Source organism: Campylobacter coli LMG 9860, assembly GCF_000254135.1.
GTDB classification, from domain to species: Bacteria; Campylobacterota; Campylobacteria; order Campylobacterales; family Campylobacteraceae; genus Campylobacter_D; species Campylobacter_D coli.
The window spans coordinates 1-19523 of sequence record NZ_AINS01000051.1 but is presented as its reverse complement, the minus strand read 5'-3'; the positions used below and the strand labels follow the sequence as shown (position 1 = coordinate 19523).

The window sequence follows — 19523 nt, the reverse complement described above, 5'->3', positions numbered from 1 at the left end:
AATCTCGCTAACCGCACCATTTGTACCATAAGCTACTATAAATATCAGACTTATAAAATATAGATAAAATAGGCATTTGTAGCTATATAAAGCCTAAATTAAAGTTTTTTCCATTAAAATCCATTTTGAAACTTTTTTCCTAACTTTTCTCCTAACTTTTTATTTTTTATTCCAAAAAGTTAGGAAAAATCGATACAAAGAACCTATTTTAAATTACAAATGATATTTTTCAAAAAACATCCAACTATCTCTAGATGATTTTAGTAAAAACCTAAACAATAGATCTTAAAAAATTATAGATAGCTTTTTATCTTTCCTTATTTAAAGCAAAAAACCAAAAATATTTTTTACCCTCTCAAGAGTGATTAGAATACCTTTGGTTCTTTTTATCATAAAACATAGTTAAAATTATATATAATCTCAAAAACCAAAAGGAGCTTATTTTATGGAAAATAATCAAAACAAACAAGAAAAATTAGAAAGCGTTAATATAGACAAACCTATAGAGAAAAAAGAGGAGGATTTGTTCGGTAGAAATTCAGTAGCAGAACAACTAAATACAATTATTAAAAATTATAAAGAAGAAGATAGTATTACTTTTGGAATTATAGGTGATTGGGGTAGTGGAAAGACCTCTTTCGTTAATATGACTTTGGAGGATTTTAAAGATGATGAAAATTTCATTATAGTGAAATTTAATCCTTGGAATATCTCTACTAGAAAAAAACTTATCAGCGATTTTTTTACAACGCTTGCCAAAGAAATTCGTAAAGCTTCATTTCCAAAATTTAAAATTAAAAATTTAAAAAAATATATTCTCATGCAAAATTTAAATTTTTATCTGAAGTACCTAATAAACTAGAAGATTTATCATTGTTATTTAAAATGTCATCTTATATGATTGCAGATCCAGTTGCTTCAGTGGCAATGTCTCGAGCTTCAAGTATTATTAATAATTTTAACAAACTATTAAGTGCAGAGAAAAAGGGTTTAGATGAAATCAAAAATGAAATTAACACCGCTTTATTAAATATAGACATAAAAATAATCGTAGTCATTGATGATCTTGATAGATTGGCCGATACAGATATACAAGAAATTTTTCAACTTGTAAGATCTATAGCTGATTTTAAAAATACCATATATATTCTTTCTTATGATGAAGAGATTGTTTCTAAAGCTTTAGATAAAATTCAAAAAGATAAAGGTGGTAAATATATAGAAAAAATAGTTCAAGTTCCTATTAAATTGCCTAAAGTTAGTCAAGAAAACTTAAAAGATATATTTATAAAAAAACTAAAAACAATTCATATAAAACATGAAGCATTGGATAAAGATGAGTTTATTAAAAAAATAAAAGAAAATAATTTTGCAGATGCTTTTAAAAGTATTAGAGATATGGAGAGGTTTTTAAATGCTTTTAAAATTGAAGTCAATGCTATAAATCAAGAATTATATTTATATGATTTTGCTGTGATCACATTATTAAAAATATTTGAACCTAGACTTTATGATTATATATATGACAATAGAATGTTATTTATTGAACAATATAATCCTTATGATCACATAAGTAGTGAAATAAAAATCCCTGAAAACATTGAACAAGAAATAAAAAAAATTACTAAATCAAATAAGGATTTTGCTTTTAATCTAATTGGGTCTATTTTTCCAAAAATAAATAACCAACCGCAAGATTATAGTCAGCTAATTCAAAACAATACAGACAACCAAAAGAAAAGAATAACTTATCCTTCATCTTTTAAATATTATTTTTTATTAAATTTTCCTAAATAAATATTTTTAAAATAGAAAAATTTTATAAAGTAGCTTTGCAAATCGAAGTCTCATTTTTTGACTTTGATTTGTAGTACAAATTTTATATCCATATTTTACCTTTCAAATTAAAAGCTTTTCATTACTTTTTATATTTTTATATTTAAATTTCTTAAAATTAAAATCAAAGGATTTAACATGCAAATGCAAGAAATAATTGAAAAGTTAAAAAGTTATAGGCAAAGAATTAGGTATCAATCCTGATACTTTTAACCTCATGAATTACCTATCTATAAATTCTACTTAAGTAAAAGTAGAGATAAATAACTCGATCGATTATTTTAAAATTTATCGCTTGCTGTGAAAAGAGTATAGAATTTATTATAAAGATAAATCTATCTACACAATAGTAAAACCAAGTTTAAATTACGAAAAATAAAATTTATCAATTATAAGCAACTAAACTATGCTTTTTAACTAGTTGTAAATTTTTATAAAATATTTCATCACATAAAAAATCTATTCTTCAATGATTTTACTGATAAAAACATATTATATGTATAATTTTACATATTTTAACCTATAATCAAATTGTTTTTGTTATTATTCTAAAATTAGATTATCAAGGAAAAATATGCAAGAAAATCCACTTGAAAAACAATTTTTAAATCATCCCCTATTTTCTAAAATTCAGAATTTGAAAGAAGTCGAACTGGATTCTAAGCTTTATTTAGAAGATAGTGTTACCCTAAAAACAAACTCTCAAGCAAAAAAAGAAATTTTAGAACTCACAAAAGAATTAAAACCATGGAGAAAAGGCCCTTTTAAAATAGATGAACTTTTTATCGATACGGAATGGCAAAGCTTTATTAAATTCAATATCTTAAAACCCTTTATGAGTGAAATTTCTCAAAAATGTGTTGCTGATATTGGTTGCAATAATGGCTATTATATGTTTAAAATGCTTGAATTTAATCCAAAAAAACTTATAGGCTTTGATCCTTCAATCAAATATCGCTTACAATTTGAACTCATAAATACTCTTGCTAAAACTCCTATAAAATATGAGCTTTTAGGCGTAGAAGATTTGCCAAAATATGGGTTGAAATTTGATGTGATTTTCTGTCTTGGAGTGATTTATCACAGAAGCGATCCCATAAAAATGCTAAAAGATTTAAAGGCGGGATTAAATAAAAATGGAACTGTATTTTTAGATACCATGTATATAGAAGATCCAAGAGAAATTGCCCTAGTTCCTAATAAAACCTATTCTAAAATCCCTAATATTTATTTTGTTCCTAGCATTAGCGCTTTAAAAAATTGGTGTGAAAGAGCAGGATTTAAAGATTTTGAAGTCCTAGCTACAAAAACAACAGATGAAAATGAACAAAGAAAAACAGAATGGATTGATTCTTTTTCTTTGGAAAATTTTTTAGATCCAAACGATAAAAACCTCACTATTGAGGGCTATGAGGCACCTAAAAGAGTCTATGTTCGCATAAAGGTATAAATTTTTTAATTACTAAGCCGATATAGCATCAAGAAATGTTTTGAAGTAGATAATATAGAACACCAAAGGCGCAAAAATGGCAAAAAAAGATATTTTTGAAGAATATGCACAACTTGAAGAATATGCATCCGCTGAGGATATCTCTCGTGTAAGAGCTGAACTTTTAACTTGTCCAGAACTCAACACCTCCTTAGCAGGAACTATTATCGAGCTTGATAAAAATTTTGCAAAGTCGATACTCATCACTACAAGCGATATGGTTGTAGATGAACAAGGGTTAGTTTTTGATGCTTTTATTTTTGCTGCTGCAAACTATGTCGCACAAGCTTCAATCAATAAAGAATTCTCTGTTGTTATCGGTTCAAAATGTTTCTTTTATGCTCCACTTAAATTAGGCGATGTTTTAGAACTTGAAGCTCATGCTTTGTTTGATGAAACTTCTAAAAAGCGAGATGTAAAAGTTGTAGGACATGTAAAAGAGATTAAAATGTTTGAAGCAACCATACAAGTTGTTAGTATAGATGAGCATATATTTAAACTCAAGCGACCTCCTCTTAATACAGCCAAAGCAGCAGAAAATCCTGATTCCCCAACAAGCACAGTAAATCCTGAAGCGATAGGATCAGCATTATCAGCATCTTTACGCAAATAAATCATCAAGGAGTCATTTTAATATCTACCCAATTTTTAGGGCAGTCCTTATGATAAGTTCCACTTGCATCATAATATTCATGGCAATCATCATAAAACCGATTTGAAATGCCTCTTTCATTTACAAAACATCCTGATATTCCAAAAAGCAAAGCTAGCATTAAAATATATTTTTTCATTACCTGCCTTTAAAATCTATTTTGTTTGCGCCATTTATAAGGCTCTATTGGATTATCATCTTTCCAAAGACCCAGTTTATTTTTTTGAGCTTTTTCTTGCTCTTTAATATAAGCATTGGTGTAATATGTATCCGCCCAAGCATATCCTTGACTCACTAAAAACTGATTAATATCCACATCTTTAAGCTTTACAATAGCGACAATTCTACCATAATTATCTTTGTTTTTAGAAAAAATATAAACTTCCTTATCTTTTAAAATTTTCTCAAGTGCTGCTTTTGATTGTTTGCCAAAATTTTGCTTTAACTCAGGCGCATCTATGCCAAAAAATCGTATTTTACTGGTTTTATTGTTGGTACTAATTTCTATGGTATCACCATCAATCACCCTAATCACTTGAGCTTTAAAACTAGGATTTTGTACTATATAATTTTGTACAAAAGCGATCATTAAAGCAAAAATCAAAAATGCTAAAAGTTTCTTAGGATCGCTTGCAATTTTTCTTAAATTGAATAATTTTTTATAATTTATTCTCATTATTTCCTTAAATTTTTAAAAATATGCCATAATTTTAACAAAAAAAAGGAGATGGAATGCAAAATGTTATAGAAAATTTTAAAAATTTGTGCAAGATTCCACATTGTAGCTATCAAACAGAACAAATGAAAGAATTTTTAAGCTCCTATGCTAAAGATAAAGGCTTTAAAGTAAGCATAGATAAAGCAGGAAATATTCACGCTATTAAAGGAAATCCTAAAATTTGCCTCCAAAGTCATTATGATATGGTTTGCATGGGAGAAGCTCCAAAAGTAGAAGTATATGAAGAAAATGGCTTTTTAAGAGCTAAAAATTCAAGTCTTGGAGCGGATAATGGCATAGGAATAGCCATTATGATGAGCGCTATGGCTGAATTTGAAAATCTAGAATGCCTTTTTACAAATGATGAGGAAGTCGGACTCATGGGAGTAAATTCACTCGAGCACACTTTAAGTTCCAAAATGCTTTTAAATTTAGACCATGAAAGCGATGATGAGATCATGATAGGTTGTGCAGGTGGAGTAGATATAGAAGCTGAGCTAAGCTTTAGCACTCTTAAAGCAAGAGGTAAAATTTATGAACTTCAAGCACAAAATTTTAAAGGGGGACATTCAGGGATCAATATCGTGCGCAATGAAAAAAATTCTATCAAGGAAATGGCTAAATTTATCAAAGAAAATAAAGGAAAAATCATCTCTTTTGAAGGTGGAGAAAGGATAAATTCTATCCCTAAGCATGCTAAAGCTTTGGTGCATTTTGAAAATGAAGTAAAAGGCAATGGGTGGATAAAATGCGAATTTAAAGAAGAAGGTGAATTTGAAATTTGCGATCAAAATGAAAAGCTTTTAAATACCATCAATGCTTTCGCACATGGAGTTAGAGCTTATGATGAACATTTGAGCATAGTGCAAACTAGCATCAACCTAGCCACTTTAAAAATGGAAAATCAACAAATCAAATTTACACTTTTTGCAAGATCTAATATATTAGATGGTTTAAAACAGATAGAATTTGAAACCATGGAATTTTTTAAAGCTTTTGGCTATAAAGTAAGAAGTTTTAATTTTTATCCCCCTTGGGAAGGCAAAGCTAATGCACTGAGCGATAAAGTGCTAAAAGCTCTTAAAAAAGTATCGCCCAAAGCTAGAGTTTCGGCTATCCATGCAGGATTAGAATGCGGCATCATAGAAAAAAAACAAGAACTTTTATGTGCTTCTATAGGGCCAAATATCCACAATCCCCACTCAACTGATGAGCACTGCGAAATCACTTCGGTAGAAAAAATATCTAGAGTTGTTTTTGAAGTTTTAAAAGACAACGCTTAGTTCTTTTGCCTCGCTCCTTGCAAAAATACGCTTAAGTAAAAATACGCTAAATAAGGAGCAGCATCCTACCACCATAAGATAGACACCCATATATTCTTTATAAAAAGCATTGACTATAAAAGGGGTTAAAAAGCCTAAAAGTGCATAAGAAATATTATAAGCAAAGCTAAGTCCACTGAATTTAAGTTCACTTTTGAAAATTTGAGTCATAAAAACAGGAGCAAAAGTAATAATTCCTTGAGCAAAACAAGCAAGTAAAAAATAAAATAAGAAATTTGCATCATAAAAACTAAAAAGCATGCCAAAAAACATAAAAGTTATGCTAAAAATAGAACAAATTCTATAACTTCCCCACTTGCTAGCCAAAATTCCTTGAATCAATGCCCCTAAAATAACAGCCAAAATAGCGAAATTTTGTATCCATAAAGCCGAGGTTTTATTTATAGACAATAACTCTTCAAGATATTTTGGAAGTATCATCAAAGTCGCTACACCGCTGGTTAAAACAACGGTCATTAAAAAGCATACTAACATGCTTGTTTTATAAGTTTTAAGTGCGTCCTTTAAAGGAAAATTTAAAAGTCTATTTTCTTTTTTTATTCTTTCAAATTCAGGAGTTTCGCTAAGTTTTGTTCTTAAAAATAAGGCAAAAAATCCAAAAAATCCTCCTACAATAAAAGGAATTCTCCAAGCATACTCTTCAACCTCTTGCGCGCTAAAATAAGATCTTATCCCTAAAGTGGCAAGATTTCCTAGCAATAAACCTATAGTCAAAGTTGCTGAAATAAAACCTAAAGCTAAAGGAACTTGACGCCCTTTAACAAATTCACTTACATATACCCAAGCTCCACTTACTTCTGTCCCTACAGCTAAGCCTTGTAAAATGCGAATTAAAAATAAAATCAATGTAGCAAGTATACCTATACTCTCATAGCTTGGCAAAAACACCAAAGCAAAACTAGGCAAAACCATAAAAAGCATAGATATGTAAAAAATATTTTTACGCCCGTATCTATCGCCAAAATGCGCCATAACAATAGATCCAAAAGGACGCGCCAAATAAGCAGCACCAAAGGCTATATAAGCATTTATTTGCATCCAAAAAGTATCATTTTGAGGAAAGAAAACCTTAGCAAAAATATCCAAAAAAAAGGCAAAGAGCACAAAATCATAGAATTCTAAAATTCCGCCCAAAGAAGCATAAATTATATTTTTGTATTTTTTTTGCATATTTTATCCTAAATCAACTAAAGGGCAAAAGCCCTTTTTTTGTTAAATTTTACCGCCTTCAATAACTACATCATCGGCTTTTACATCATCTCCAAAATGACTTTTTAAAGTTTCATCATAAGCTTTATGGAAGAATTGTTCTTCTCCTAATTTTGTGATTAGATTATCAATAAATTCTTCAAGCTCTTTATCACCTTTTTTAACAGCAGGAGCAATTACATCTTTATTGCCCAATTCTTTAATGGCCATTTTAAATTCAGGATGTTCTTTTACCCACGCAAAAAGCAAAGTATTGTCATGACTTAAAGCATCACCTCTTTGATCTATTAAAGCGGCAAAAGTTTCGGTATTTTGATCGTATTTTAATGTTTTAATATCAGGATATTCTTTTGTAAAATACGCATCAGCAGTAGTTCCTTTGTTTAAAAGTAAAGTTTTATCTTTTAAATCTTCTATGCTACTGATATTGCTATCTTGAGGCACAGCCACACCTAAAGCTACCTTCATATAAGGTAAGCAAAAATCCACTTGCTCTGCTCTTTCAGGTGTTTGAGTAAAATTAGCTAAAATAATATCAACTTTATTTGATTTTAAAAATTCCACCCTATTTGCAGCTTCAACTAATACAAACTGCACCTTATTTTCATCTCCTAAGAGTTCTTTTGCTATACGTTTCGCCAAGACTATATCATAACCTTGATTTACGCCTTTTTCATCTACATAACCAAAAGGCGGTTTATCTCCAAAAACTCCTATTCTTACTACTCCATCTTGCTTGATTCTTTCAAGAGAATTTGAAGCACCAGAATCTGAATTTCCTCCACAAGCAGCCAAAAATACTGCAACAAAGGTTGTAAAAATACTTAAGAGCATTTTTTTCATACTTTTCCTTTCTTGGTATAAACCCTAATTTATTTTGCAAAAAATGCAAAAGCATTATACTTTAAAAAAAAGCATATTTCAATTTTTTAAGATAAAATTATTTCTTCTTGTGTAAAAAAGTAATATCAATATCAAAGCATAAAAATTTAAGTATAAGATTGTTATAATTTATAAAACTATATTAAGGAGAAGATTTTATGAAAAAAAGTATTGCTCTAACCCTAGGTGCTATATTTTTCTTTTCAGCGTGCAGCAACTCGCTTGATAAAACAACAGTTGCAAAATATGAGGAGCGTCTTAACACTCAAATAAATGAAACCCTTAAGGATTTTCAACAAGATATGGGTGTAAGAATAGAAATTTCTAATTTTTCTTGTAAAGGCGATGGAATGTTTCTTAGATGTTCAAGCCCTAATTTTAATGTTTTTGCAAAAGACAATACCCAAACAGAGCAAAAACTCATCGAAGCAAAAAATTTAGAAATTTATTCTAATGAAATTTACACAGGAGAGGAGCAAGGCTTAATCTCTTTAAAAGATTATTACGATAATCTATTGAGTAAAAATAAAAATTTAAAAACAAGTTTTACCCTAGAAGGATTTAAACTTGGAGAAAAAGTAATCAGCGATATCAATGCAAGCTTATCTCAAAGCGATCCAAAGATTCAAGATTATCTCGCTAAACTTAGTTCGGGTGTCTTTACACTTTCATTTGAAAATTCACTTTTTGTAAAAAATAGCGATTATAATAACAATTTCAACATGAAAATAAACAATCAAGACTTAAATTTCGATATGAATTTAAATTTTGACTACAAACAAAGCTTGCTTGATTTCTTCGAAAAAGCAGGAATTAAATACAATACACAAACCTATGCAATAGATGAAAAAGCCGTAGAAGAACTTCTAGATCAGCAAGGATTTGCTCAACCTATACAAGAAAGCGTTATCTTAAATAATTTTAAAATTAACTCTTCTTTAGATACCCAGGGTGTTTTTGAAAATTATATAACAATCGCTAAAGGTGGCCTAGAAGCTCTTAAAATTCAAAGTCAAAATGAAGAACAAACCTTGCTTATAGATAAAGCTTTGTTGGCTCTAAATGAAATCACAAAAGATGAAGTCTATAAACTTGATTTAGAAGCTAAATTTAAACCTATTGCATTAAGTGATTATCCTAAAGAAGGTATTAACGCAGTAGAAAAGCTAACTGTTAACAATCAAGACTTTACAGAAACACTTAGAATACTTTTTGGCTTTATGATGATACCTATAATGCTTGGAGGTGCAACAGGCTTTTAAGTAATATGGAGAGAAATCTCCATATACTCTTTTACCTTTTTTAAGCCTAGTTTTATATATTTTTCGATACTTTTTAGTCTTTAATTTTAAAGATTTAAAAAGGACAAAATTGAAAATTTTATTCTCTCCTAGCGAAAGCAAAAACGATACTTGCAAAGAAAAACCTATAGATAAAAGCTCTTTTATATTTGAAAATTTATTTGATTTTAGAATGCAAGCTGTAAAAAAATATGAAGAATATATCAATAACGCTGATTTGAAAGCCTTGCAAGAACTTTTTGGTATAAAAAATGAAAATGAAATTTCTAATTTTCAAAGAGATTTAAAAAATTCTCCTACCCAACAAGCTATAACGCTTTATAGCGGGGTGAGTTATGAGTATTTAAATTTTGATATTTTAGATAAAGAAAGTCAAAAATACATCCTTGAAAACACTCTTATTTTTTCAAATCTTTTCGGGATAGTTAAAGCAAGCGATCATTTGCCTTTTTATAAATTCAAACAAGGCGCGAAAATAAATAATTTTGCTTTAGAAAAATTTTACAAAGAACATTTTAGTAAAGCTTTAGATGAATATTTAAAAAATGAAGAACTGCTTGATTTAAGAGCGGGTTTTTATGATAAATTTTACACCCCAAAGCGTAAATTTAGTACTTATAAATTTATAAAAAAGGGTAAGGTAGTTAGCCATTTTGCTAAAGCTTATAGGGGGATTTTACTTGCTCTTTGCGCAAGGATTAAAGCTAAAAACAATGCTGAGATTTTAAATCATCTTCCATCTAATTTAAGTCTTAAAGAAATTCAAAACAAGGGTTTAAAAGAAGAAATTGTGCTTGAAATTTTAGATTAATTTCCAAACACAATTTATCTCTCGCCATACCCTCTTATTTAATAATCAATTTTAAAAATATTGTTTCAATATAGATATAATTTTAAAAAATATTTGTTTTATTTTGTTTAATTTTATGAAATTAAAAATTAATACCTAAAATCATCTCTTTTTAAGAAAATTATTTATAGTATTATAGGTGAGAATAAAGGAGAACAAGTGCAGTATTTTTTTGTATTTTTAATTATTATATTTTTATTTATTGTATTTATGCTCATCATGCGCTATGAGAAAAAACTTGAGCTTTTAAATCAAAGCATACAAAATATAAAAGAAGAAGTGAATGAACTTAAAAACACTACTCAAAACAATCGCTCTTTGATTGAAAAAAATCGCTCTGATATTGAAAGTATCAACAAATAATTTCAAGTAAAAAAAGCCTTAAGCTCATAAACTAACTTGTGATTTAACATTAAAACAAATGTTTTCTCACAAGCTAGCTCTTTTTTGTTTTTATAAACAAAACTTTTTAAAAAATCAAGAAGTAAAAGGCTTGGCATTTTTCCTTGTAAAATTATATACATGGTGTTTTGAGAAATTCCATACTTATAACTTGCTCCGCTAGGAAAGGCATCAAGGTCAAAATTCACACTGTCATTACTAGCATCATAATCTAAAATTTCAATCTTTACAAAACTAGCATCTAAATCTTCAATTTTCAATAATTCAAAAATATTCAATTTTTGATTTTTTTCTACCTTCACACTTTCTTTTTGCTCACAATTATCGGATGTAAAAATAAAGCAATCCTTGTTAAAGATTCTTGAAAAAGTATTAAAAGGAGTAAATCTTGTATTATTTTTAGGAGCTTCATCAATCTTTATTTCTAAAGGTGGATTGCGTGGCTCTTCATCTTGTTTTATTTGACTTGTTGTAAAAATTTCCTCTACTATGATGGTATTTTCTTCATTTTCATCATACAAGCATTTTAAAATTTCATCAAATTCAAAGCTATGATCACTAAATTCCAAAAGCCTTACACTATCAGTTATAAAGTCGATCTTATCTCTATTGGGAATTTTATCCTTAACTATAAATGCCCTATTGTAAAAATATGATTTTTCTATCTCATATTCATCACTTTTACCTTGAAAAGTTATTTTCATCTATAAGGCTTTCGCTATAAGTTCCAAAGGACTTGCAAAAATTGCTTTACTAGAATTTTGCTCCAAAGCATTTGAAATTTGCATTCTACATGCCGAACATTCGGCACTAACTACACAAGCTTTGCTTTCATCAATCATACTTGCTTTTTTAAGTCCTACGCTCAAAGCCCTATCATAATAATCCGTTTGCATACTTACCCCACCAAAACCACAGCATGCATTAGGATTACTCATTTCAACGAAATGATAATTTGCTTTTAAAAGCTCTCTAGGCTCTTTAAAAACCCCTTGCATCTTTCTCGCATGACAAGGATCATGATAAGTAATGCTATAATTAAGCTTTTTCTTACTTTCTAAAAGCTCTTTTAAATTTGTAAATTTATAAAAATACTCACTAGCCATATAGATGCGAGAGGAAATCTTTTGAGCTCTTTTGGCCCACTCTGGCTCATTTTGCATATTAAAAAAATGTTCTAAATCTATTTTCAACATTGCCGAGCAAGTTGCCTCAGGAATGATAATAGCATCAAGCTTTTCTAATTTTTTTTCAAAATATTCTATATTTTTCTTAGCCAAAATTTCAACACTTTTAAAATCACCTGTAAAAAATTGCGGTGCACTACAACAAACTTGCTCTTTCATTAAATCCACATTGATTTTTACTTCTTTGGCGATTTTAAGTACAGCATTAGCTGTGTCTATGTAAAAATAATTTGCCAAACAACCCACAAAAAAACCTACAGTTTTTTCTCCTCCATTGTCGATAAAATCAGGGTTTGAATTTAAAAAACTTTTTTTATTAAAACTCGTAAGCAATCTTCCTTTTTTAACAAAAGGCATGGAAAATTTAGCCTTCATACCTACATTTTGATCCTGACTTTGAATTTTAAAAGCACAGCTTTGAAACACATAGCCTAATTTCGCGACCAAATCTAAAATTTTACGCTTTCTTAAGAAAAAAAAGATAATTTTTTTATACCATGCTATACCAAATTTTTTAGCTATATCATAGCGCACTTCTTCGATGGCATTATCTACTCTTAATTTACTCGGACAAACCTCGACGCAATTTGTACACAAAAAACAGGATTCAAAAATCTTTTTAGCCTCTTTATCTAGCTCTAATTTTTCTTCCTTATAAGCTGCTAAAAGATCTAAAAAACCCCTAGGGCTTGTAGTTTCATCGCGATTTACTTCATGAATAGTACAAACCGGAATACATTTTCCACATTTAACGCAAGCATCACTTATTTGACTAAAATTCATCACCACCCCATCAAACCGTTTTAGAAAAGACTTTTTTATCTTCACTTATATTTTTCATATAAGCATCAAAACACATAGCTATATTTCGTATCAACAAAACGCCTGTTTCATTTACTAAAATAAAATTTTCACTCAAATTAATAAATTCTTTATATTCCTCCAAAGCTTTTAAATCTTCTTTAAAATACTCTTTAAAATTGATTTTAAATTCTTTCTCTATGGCTTTAATATCTAGTCTAAAATTTGCCATCAAATCCATAATCACAGCTTTTCTAAGCTCATCATCATAGCTTAGCTTAATCCCTCTTTCAAAAGGCAATCTTCCCTCGCTAATCGCAGCTTCATAGCTTGGCATATCTTTAAAATTTTGTGCATAATGACTTTGTCCTTCTCCTATACTAGTAAGTCCTATACCGATCAAATCTGCGCCGCCCTTAGTAGTATAGCCTTGGAAATTCCTATGTAAAGTCCCATTTTCCAAAGCTTTAAAAAGCTCGTCTTCTTCTTTGGCAAAATGATCCATACCTATCATTTTATAACCATTTTGAGTCAAAAATTTCTCACAAAATTCCAAAATTTCAAGCTTAACATCAGGGCTTGGCAAAGTATTTTCATCAAATTTTCTCATATTTTTCTTAAGCCAAGGTACATGAGCGTAATTAAAAATAGCCAAACGATCCGGATTTAAAAGCATAGCTTTTTCCAAGGTTTTAGCAAAGCTTTGCAAACTTTGAAAAGGCAAACCATAAATCAAATCCATATTGACAGATTTTATCCCCCTATCTCTTACCAATTTTAAAGCATTTTGCGTTAGCTCAAAGGGTTGAATTCTATGAATTTCTTTTTGCACTCTTTCATCAAAATCTTGCACGCCAAAACTGATGCGATTAAAACCATTTTTGGTTAAAACATCAGCTTGCTCTTCATTTAAAAAACGCGGATCAATTTCACAGCTAATTTCAGCATCTTTGGTAAAATTTCCAAAAACAGATTTAATTTTTAAAATTAAACTTTCTAGCTGTTTAGCACTAAAAAAAGTAGGCGTCCCACCACCAAAGTGCATTTGCACCACTTCTCTTTTAGTATCTATAATAGTGCTTAAAATATCAAGTTCTTGAAAAAGATATTTTAAATATCTCTCCTTACTTTCTTCTTTGGCGGTATAAATAACATTACAGCCACAGAAATAACAAGCACTTCTGCAAAAAGGCAAATGAAAATAAAGCGATAAAGCTTTGTTTTGCTTTTTTAAAATTTCTATATATTCTTCATATTTGAAATTTGTGTTAAATTCCACTGCAGTAGGATAAGAAGTATAACGCGGTCCTGCCTTAGAATATTTCACAAAAGCCTTATAATCTCTCATTATTTTTTACCCTTTCTACCATAGCTTGCATATCTACAAATAAATTTGGATGTTCTTTTTTAATATCTGCAAGCAATTTTTCAAGATCAATACTGATCTCCATAACACCCTCTTGCGCCTTGCGTTTTATCTCATCCATTGCCACTATCCACACATCACTAAAATCAATAGGAATTTGCTGATAAATCGCTTTTTCAAGGCGAAGTTCAAAATTCTCTTTTTGAGTTTGTTTTAAATTTTCTAAAATATTTTTAAGACTATTTAAAGAAATAAGTGTATGAATTTGATCATTTTCATCCATTATAAACCAAGGTTCAGGAGAATCAAAACTACCATTTTTAAGTATCAAGCATTTTTCGTTTTCATTCTCACTTTGCTTCATTTCAAATATAGCTCTATCCTCTTTTTTCATGCCTAAATTTTGGCTAAATTCATCAATGCGTTTTAAGCAATTGCTATATTTTTCAAGTTCTTTCACTAAAAACTCCTTATCCTATCTTCTCCAACTTATGAAATTATTATAAAATCTTATTTTTCCTTATTTAAAAAGCAAAGCAAGGCTTTTACCACATAAAGGCGATTTTTTGCTTCTTCAAAAATCACTTTTGAATGCTTTTCAAAGCTCTCTTCGCTTACTTCATAACCCCTATAAGCAGGTAAGCAGTGCAATAAAATCGCATCTTGATTTGCCGCATTCATAGCCTCTTCATCAATAATAAAGCCGTCAAAATCTTTAATTTTCTTTTCTTTTTCACTCTCTTCACCCATAGAAACCCAAGTATCGGTAATGACTACATCTTTACCTTTTATGGCCTCAAATTTATCATGAGTCAAAAAGATTTTTGCTCTCGAAATTTTTGCTTTTTCTTTGGCAAATTCTAAAATTTCACTATTGATTTCATAATTTTTTGGCAATGCAACACTAAAATCAAATCCCAAAATCGCAGCTGCAATAAGCCAAGAATTACACATATTATTGCTATCGCCCACAAAGGCCACCTTAGCTATATCATCTTTCATTTTGCCACATTCTTTTATAGTGAGTAAATCCCCTAAAACTTGCGTTGGATGATAAAGCTCGCTTAGAGCATTGATAACTGGTGCTTTAGAATATTTTGCAAATTCTACTAAACTTTCATGCTTGTTTACCCTCATCATTACAAAATCAACCATCGCCCCAATAACTCTAGCTGTGTCTTTTATAGGCTCACCTCGGCTTAATTGCAAATCATTACTGCTTAAAAATAAAGCCTTTCCGCCAAGCTCTGTGATAGCAAGCTCAAAAGCCATTCTAGTTCTTGTGGAGTTTTTTTCAAAAATCATTGCTAAAGTTTTATCTTGCAAAAGCTTTTTGGGATTTTTTTTAAGCTCGCTTGCATGCTCTACAAGACTTAAAATTTCATATTTAGAAAAGTCTCTTAGTGTTAAAAAATGTCTCATTTTTCTCCTTTTAACATTTTAGCTAATTCTTTAGCGTGATAAGTGATAATTAGCTTTGCACCCGCTCTTTTAAAAGCTATCATTGTCTCATATAAAACTTTTTCATAATTAATCACTCCTGCACGACCCGCTGCTTTTAGCATGGCATACTCACCACTTACATTATAAACACACAAAGGCAAATTAGAATGAAGTGAAATTTCTTTCACTACATCAAGATAAGCTAAAGCGGGTTTTACCATTAAAATATCCGCTCCTTGTGCTTCATCTTCCAAGCTTTCTTCTAAGGCTTCTTTTCCATTTGCAAAATCCATTTGATAGCTTTTTCTATCTCCATAACTTGGCGTTGAATCCGCTACATCACGAAACGGCCCATAATAACTTGAAGCAAATTTAGTAGAATATGCCATTATAGGCAAATTTTCAAAACCTTCCTCATCTAAGGCTTTGCGTAAAGTTTCTATAATACCATCCATCATCCCGCTAGGTGCTATCATATCAACCCCCGCTCTTGCATGGACTAAGGCTTGCTTGGCTGAAATTTCTAAAGTTGCGTCATTATCTACACTTTTGGTTTTAGGATCAATTATCCCACAATGCCCATGATCAGTATATTCACAAAAGCAAAGATCGCTGATAACAAAAAGATTTGGAAATTCTTTTTTTATCTCTCTTATACTTCTTGCAATAAGTCCCTCATCGTCCATCGCATCACTTCCGCAGCTATCTTTTTTATCATTTTCAAGAACACCAAAAAGAATAATCGCTTTTATACCCAGCTCGCTTATGATTTTACATTCTTTTAAAATTTCATCTAAACTCATTTGAAATACATCAGGCATAGATGAAATTTCTTTTTTAATTCCTTTACCATTTACAACAAAAAGAGGATAAATAAAATCATTAATACTAAGAGTGTGTTCTCTTACCATAGCCCTTAAACTCTCATTAAGTCTAAGTCTGCGGAATCTTTTAAACATTTTTTGTCCTTTTTTTGCTACAATGTTATCATAATTTTGATTATAAAGAGTAGCAAATGGATATAAAAATTTCAGAAATTGCAAATCTACCTAGCAAATGGGGTAGTTTTCAAATTCAAAGCTTCAAAGAAGGAGAAAAAGAACATTTATGTATATTTAAAAACACTCCACAAGATATCCTAAATTTAAGAATTCATTCAGAATGTTTAACAGGGGATGCCTTAGGAAGCTTAAAATGCGATTGCGGAGAACAACTTGAATTTTCATTAAAATATATAGAAAAACATGGTGGAATGGTGATTTACCTAAGGCAAGAAGGACGTGGAATTGGACTTTTTAATAAAGTCAATGCTTATGCTTTGCAAGATAAGGGTTTTGATACCATAAAAGCTAATCACCAACTAGGCTTTAAGGCTGATGAGAGAACTTATGAAATAGTAGAATTTATACTAAAACATTATAAAATTTCTAAGGTTAATTTACTTACTAACAATCCACAAAAAATTCACTCTATACAAGATAAAATCATGGCGCGCGTTCCTATACTTATAAATCCTAACCGCTTCAATGCAAATTATTTAGAGGTAAAACAAAATCAAATGGGGCATTTACTTTGAATTTGGATTTTTTAAATTTAATTTTATCTGATTTTAATGAAGAAGATTTTAGGGCTAAGCTTAAAATCTATAAAGAAATTCTAAATAAATTTAACCGCATTCATAATCTCACTCAATTAAAAAATATAGATGAAAATATTTTAGATAGCATTGAAATTCTTAAATATTTTGATTTTTCAAAGGCAAAAAATATAGTCGATATCGGTAGCGGTGCTGGCTTTCCTGCTATTTTTTTAGCCTTTATTTTACCAAGCAATTTTCATCTTTTTGAACCCAATCCAAAAAAAGCTGCATTTTTAAGAAGTATCAAAATAGAATGTAACTTAACAAATTTAACCGTATACAAAGAAAAAGTTGAAAATTATAAAAGCTCATTTAAAGCCGATATTATCACTTCAAGAGCTCTTATGGATGTAAAACCCTTAATAAAACTTTGTTTAAATATAAGTGATCAAAAAACAATTTTTATACTTTGGAAAGGAAGTGAAATTTTTGATGAAGTAGAAGGGTTGAAAGATTATGATATTTTTGAAAATGGCTTAAGAAGGTATTGCGTTTTAAAAAATACTCAAAGTGGTATGAATACCACTTTGTAATTATTGTACTACATCAGCGCTAAAAACGATATCTACTAAAGGCCATGAAATTCCGCCATGTCCTGGTGCAACATCACTCAAAGCTTTTAGAGCTTGAGAGCTATTTTTAAAAGCATGTAAATCAAGCTGTCCTTTGGCTACAAATTTATTGTTTTCTATAGTATAGCTTAAAGGCACAAGCGTGCTCTTTTTATCTATAGTTACTCTAGCTGAGATCACGCCTTTATTCTCACCTGTAACTACATCTTTAAAAACCACTTTAATATCTGAATTTCCAAGCAAACTAGGGAAAAATACTTTAGCAAGATTATCTGTAATGATTTCATTGCCCTCACCCATAAAAACGCTGCTTGGATTTACCACTGCTCTAGCACCTTTTAAATAGCTTGCCAAAGTACTAGTATTTTTAGAAAATTTATATTTAACATCTTTAAATTCTCCACCCACTCCTACCATATCTTCGGTCTTATATCCTTCAAAACTAACTTTCAAGCTATCTTGATTGAAAGAAACAGCACTCAAACTTGTTGCAAGTATCAAAGAGACTGCGATGCCATAAAACATTTTTTTCATTTTTTTATCCTTTTTTAATAAAATTTTGATTTGCGTGAGAATTATAGCATATTTTTATAAAAAAATAATTTTTTCTAAATAGTAATTTTTATTACCAAAGTATACCTCGAAAAAATAGGGTCAGAAAATATCCTCCAAAAACCAAAACCAATCCCAAAACAAAAGCTAAACCAAAAACTCTTGAGCCACTTTTTAAGAATTTTTTAAAGTCGATTTGAAGTCCTAAAGCAGCCATAGCAAAAACAATACAAAGAGTGCAAAGTAATTTTCCAAAAGATATAATATCACTTGTAGAAATTCCAAGAAAATTTTCCCTACTTGCCAAATAAGTATTTATAACAATCACTCCTAAAAAAATAAATGCAAAATAAGGAATACTTATATTTTTTTCTGTTTTTTCCTTACTTGAATGCTGATTTTTAGCAAAAAAATAAGTTATAATCAATAAAAATGGCACAAGCAAAATCACTCTCATCATCTTTATAATAATGGCAATATTTGAAGCACTTTGATCAAAATTTGCCATATCTTTCGCCATTTCAGCAGCTCCTGCAACATTGGCTACCTCATGTAAAGTTGCACCCATAAATATACCCATAGCATGTTGATTAAAATAAGGAAAAAGATCTAAAGAAAAAACTATGGGATATAAAAACATAAAAACAAGCCCAAAAATCACCACTGTACCAACGGCTAGAATTCCTTTAAAGGGATCACTTTTTAAGCTTGATTCTAAGGCTAAAACAGCTGCTGCTCCACAAATAGCACTTCCAGCACCTACTAGCATGGAAGTTTCTTTATCTAGTTTAAAAACCTTTACACCCACAATCAAAGCTAAAATAAAAATAAAAAATATAACTATCATAGAAAGTATAAAGCCTTTTAATCCCACACTTAAAAGTTCGGTTAGAGTAATATTAAAACCATATAAGATAATACCCAATCTTAAAAGTTTTTTAGCACTAAAGTGCACTCCTGCTTGTAAATGATGTTGGTATTTAAAAAACCAAGGTGAAAGCAATGCTCCTATAATAATAGCAAAAGCAGCTGCTGCTAAATGGGTTGTATCTTTAATACTTTGAACACTTGAAAGATACATTGCAAAAAACACTATAGAGGCTGTAAAAATCAAACCTTTAAAATTTGAAATCAGTATATTTTTATAATGCTCTATTTTTTTTATCATATGTTTTCTCCTTTAATTTGCAATTATAAAATTACAATTAAATATTTTCTTGCCATTATAGTCATTTTTATATTATAATAAAAATATATTATTTTAATTTTTATAATAAATTT

22 protein-coding genes are annotated in these 19523 nt (G+C 29.7%); 10 read left to right on the top strand and 12 right to left on the bottom strand.

The window, feature by feature from the left end:
• The first annotated feature begins 445 nt into the window (after positions 1 to 445).
• The 4 genes from CCO88_RS11045 to CCO88_RS07300 all read left to right on the top strand — a co-directional run bounded on the left by CCO88_RS11045 (position 446) and on the right by CCO88_RS07300 (position 3938).
• Positions 446 to 862: a P-loop NTPase fold protein gene (locus CCO88_RS11045; protein ID WP_002786607.1), complete on the top strand. Its 417-nt coding sequence runs from the start codon at positions 446 to 448 to the stop codon at positions 860 to 862.
• A 35-nt stretch (positions 863 to 897) separates the two neighbouring features.
• A complete protein-coding gene (locus CCO88_RS07310; RefSeq protein ID WP_002781912.1) occupies positions 898 to 1797 on the top strand; it encodes a P-loop NTPase fold protein in 900 nt (299 codons plus the stop codon).
• A 613-nt stretch (positions 1798 to 2410) separates the two neighbouring features.
• Positions 2411 to 3286: a tRNA 5-methoxyuridine(34)/uridine 5-oxyacetic acid(34) synthase CmoB gene (gene cmoB, locus CCO88_RS07305; RefSeq protein ID WP_002778955.1), complete on the top strand. Its 876-nt coding sequence runs from the start codon at positions 2411 to 2413 to the stop codon at positions 3284 to 3286.
• Between the two features lie 76 nt (positions 3287 to 3362).
• Entirely contained in the window at positions 3363 to 3938 is a 576-nt protein-coding gene (locus CCO88_RS07300) for a PaaI family thioesterase (RefSeq protein ID WP_002778957.1), read from the top strand.
• A gap of 4 nt (positions 3939 to 3942) precedes the next feature.
• Here the strand turns inward: CCO88_RS07300 and CCO88_RS10340 are convergent, their stop codons facing one another.
• Positions 3943 to 4116, bottom strand: coding sequence for a hypothetical protein (locus tag CCO88_RS10340; RefSeq protein WP_002778960.1), 174 nt, complete (start codon positions 4114 to 4116; stop codon positions 3943 to 3945).
• Positions 4117 to 4125: 9 nt separating this feature from the next.
• A complete protein-coding gene (locus CCO88_RS07295) occupies positions 4126 to 4653 on the bottom strand; it encodes a thermonuclease family protein (RefSeq protein ID WP_002781916.1) in 528 nt (175 codons plus the stop codon).
• A gap of 56 nt (positions 4654 to 4709) precedes the next feature.
• Here CCO88_RS07295 and CCO88_RS07290 point away from each other — a divergent pair, with 56 nt between their 5' ends.
• On the top strand, positions 4710 to 5978 hold the full coding sequence (locus tag CCO88_RS07290; RefSeq protein WP_002839941.1) for a M20/M25/M40 family metallo-hydrolase: 1269 nt from the start codon (positions 4710 to 4712) through the stop codon (positions 5976 to 5978).
• Here CCO88_RS07290 and CCO88_RS07285 read toward each other — a convergent pair.
• Entirely contained in the window at positions 5961 to 7208 is a 1248-nt protein-coding gene (locus tag CCO88_RS07285; RefSeq protein WP_002778965.1) for an MFS transporter, read from the bottom strand. The genes CCO88_RS07290 and CCO88_RS07285 overlap by 18 nt on opposite strands.
• A gap of 42 nt (positions 7209 to 7250) precedes the next feature.
• Positions 7251 to 8090: a cysteine ABC transporter substrate-binding protein gene (locus CCO88_RS07280; RefSeq protein ID WP_002781919.1), complete on the bottom strand. Its 840-nt coding sequence runs from the start codon at positions 8088 to 8090 to the stop codon at positions 7251 to 7253.
• A gap of 197 nt (positions 8091 to 8287) precedes the next feature.
• On the opposite strand from CCO88_RS07280, the gene CCO88_RS07275 reads away from it, so the two are divergent.
• From CCO88_RS07275 to CCO88_RS07265, 3 genes are all read left to right on the top strand, one after another.
• Entirely contained in the window at positions 8288 to 9391 is a 1104-nt protein-coding gene (locus CCO88_RS07275; RefSeq protein WP_002781920.1) for a JlpA family lipoprotein adhesin, read from the top strand.
• A gap of 109 nt (positions 9392 to 9500) precedes the next feature.
• Positions 9501 to 10241 carry a YaaA family protein gene (locus CCO88_RS07270; protein WP_002781921.1) on the top strand — a complete coding sequence of 247 codons (741 nt, stop codon included), beginning with the start codon at positions 9501 to 9503 and terminating at the stop codon, positions 10239 to 10241.
• Positions 10242 to 10439: 198 nt separating this feature from the next.
• Positions 10440 to 10643 carry a hypothetical protein gene (locus CCO88_RS07265; RefSeq protein WP_002778970.1) on the top strand — a complete coding sequence of 68 codons (204 nt, stop codon included), beginning with the start codon at positions 10440 to 10442 and terminating at the stop codon, positions 10641 to 10643.
• A 2-nt stretch (positions 10644 to 10645) separates the two neighbouring features.
• Here CCO88_RS07265 and CCO88_RS07260 read toward each other — a convergent pair whose 3' ends face one another.
• Genes CCO88_RS07260 through hemB form a run of 6 tightly spaced genes read right to left on the bottom strand, consistent with a single transcriptional unit; the run spans position 10646 to position 16438 of the window.
• Positions 10646 to 11386 carry a DUF5416 family protein gene (locus CCO88_RS07260; RefSeq protein ID WP_002781922.1) on the bottom strand — a complete coding sequence of 247 codons (741 nt, stop codon included), beginning with the start codon at positions 11384 to 11386 and terminating at the stop codon, positions 10646 to 10648.
• On the bottom strand, positions 11387 to 12652 hold the full coding sequence (locus tag CCO88_RS07255) for a (Fe-S)-binding protein (RefSeq protein ID WP_002781923.1): 1266 nt from the start codon (positions 12650 to 12652) through the stop codon (positions 11387 to 11389). It abuts the gene before it with no gap.
• 10 nt (positions 12653 to 12662) lie between these two features.
• Complete coding sequence (hemN, locus tag CCO88_RS07250; protein WP_002781924.1) at positions 12663 to 14018, bottom strand: oxygen-independent coproporphyrinogen III oxidase; 1356 nt, start codon at positions 14016 to 14018, stop codon at positions 12663 to 12665.
• Positions 14005 to 14496, bottom strand: a complete 492-nt coding sequence (locus CCO88_RS07245) for a DUF2603 domain-containing protein (protein WP_002778979.1) — start codon at positions 14494 to 14496, stop codon at positions 14005 to 14007. Before CCO88_RS07245 ends, hemN begins: the two co-directional genes overlap by 14 nt.
• Positions 14497 to 14546: 50 nt before the next feature.
• On the bottom strand, positions 14547 to 15458 hold the full coding sequence (gene argF, locus CCO88_RS07240; protein WP_002781926.1) for an ornithine carbamoyltransferase: 912 nt from the start codon (positions 15456 to 15458) through the stop codon (positions 14547 to 14549).
• The gene (gene hemB, locus CCO88_RS07235; protein ID WP_002778983.1) at positions 15455 to 16438 is read right to left on the bottom strand and encodes a porphobilinogen synthase; all 984 of its coding nucleotides are present in this window, start codon (positions 16436 to 16438) and stop codon (positions 15455 to 15457) included. Before hemB ends, argF begins: the two co-directional genes overlap by 4 nt.
• Positions 16439 to 16494: 56 nt before the next feature.
• Here hemB and ribA point away from each other — a divergent pair, with 56 nt between their 5' ends.
• Together ribA and rsmG are read left to right on the top strand one after the other, a co-directional pair.
• Positions 16495 to 17055: a GTP cyclohydrolase II gene (gene ribA / locus CCO88_RS07230; protein ID WP_002778984.1), complete on the top strand. Its 561-nt coding sequence runs from the start codon at positions 16495 to 16497 to the stop codon at positions 17053 to 17055.
• A complete protein-coding gene (gene rsmG, locus CCO88_RS07225) occupies positions 17052 to 17651 on the top strand; it encodes a 16S rRNA (guanine(527)-N(7))-methyltransferase RsmG (protein ID WP_002781929.1) in 600 nt (199 codons plus the stop codon). Before ribA ends, rsmG begins: the two co-directional genes overlap by 4 nt.
• Here rsmG and CCO88_RS07220 read toward each other — a convergent pair whose 3' ends face one another.
• On the bottom strand, positions 17652 to 18224 hold the full coding sequence (locus CCO88_RS07220) for a hypothetical protein (RefSeq protein ID WP_002805628.1): 573 nt from the start codon (positions 18222 to 18224) through the stop codon (positions 17652 to 17654).
• Positions 18225 to 18315: 91 nt separating this feature from the next.
• Entirely contained in the window at positions 18316 to 19410 is a 1095-nt protein-coding gene (locus CCO88_RS07215; protein ID WP_002822957.1) for a YeiH family protein, read from the bottom strand.
• Positions 19411 to 19523 lie beyond the last annotated feature (113 nt).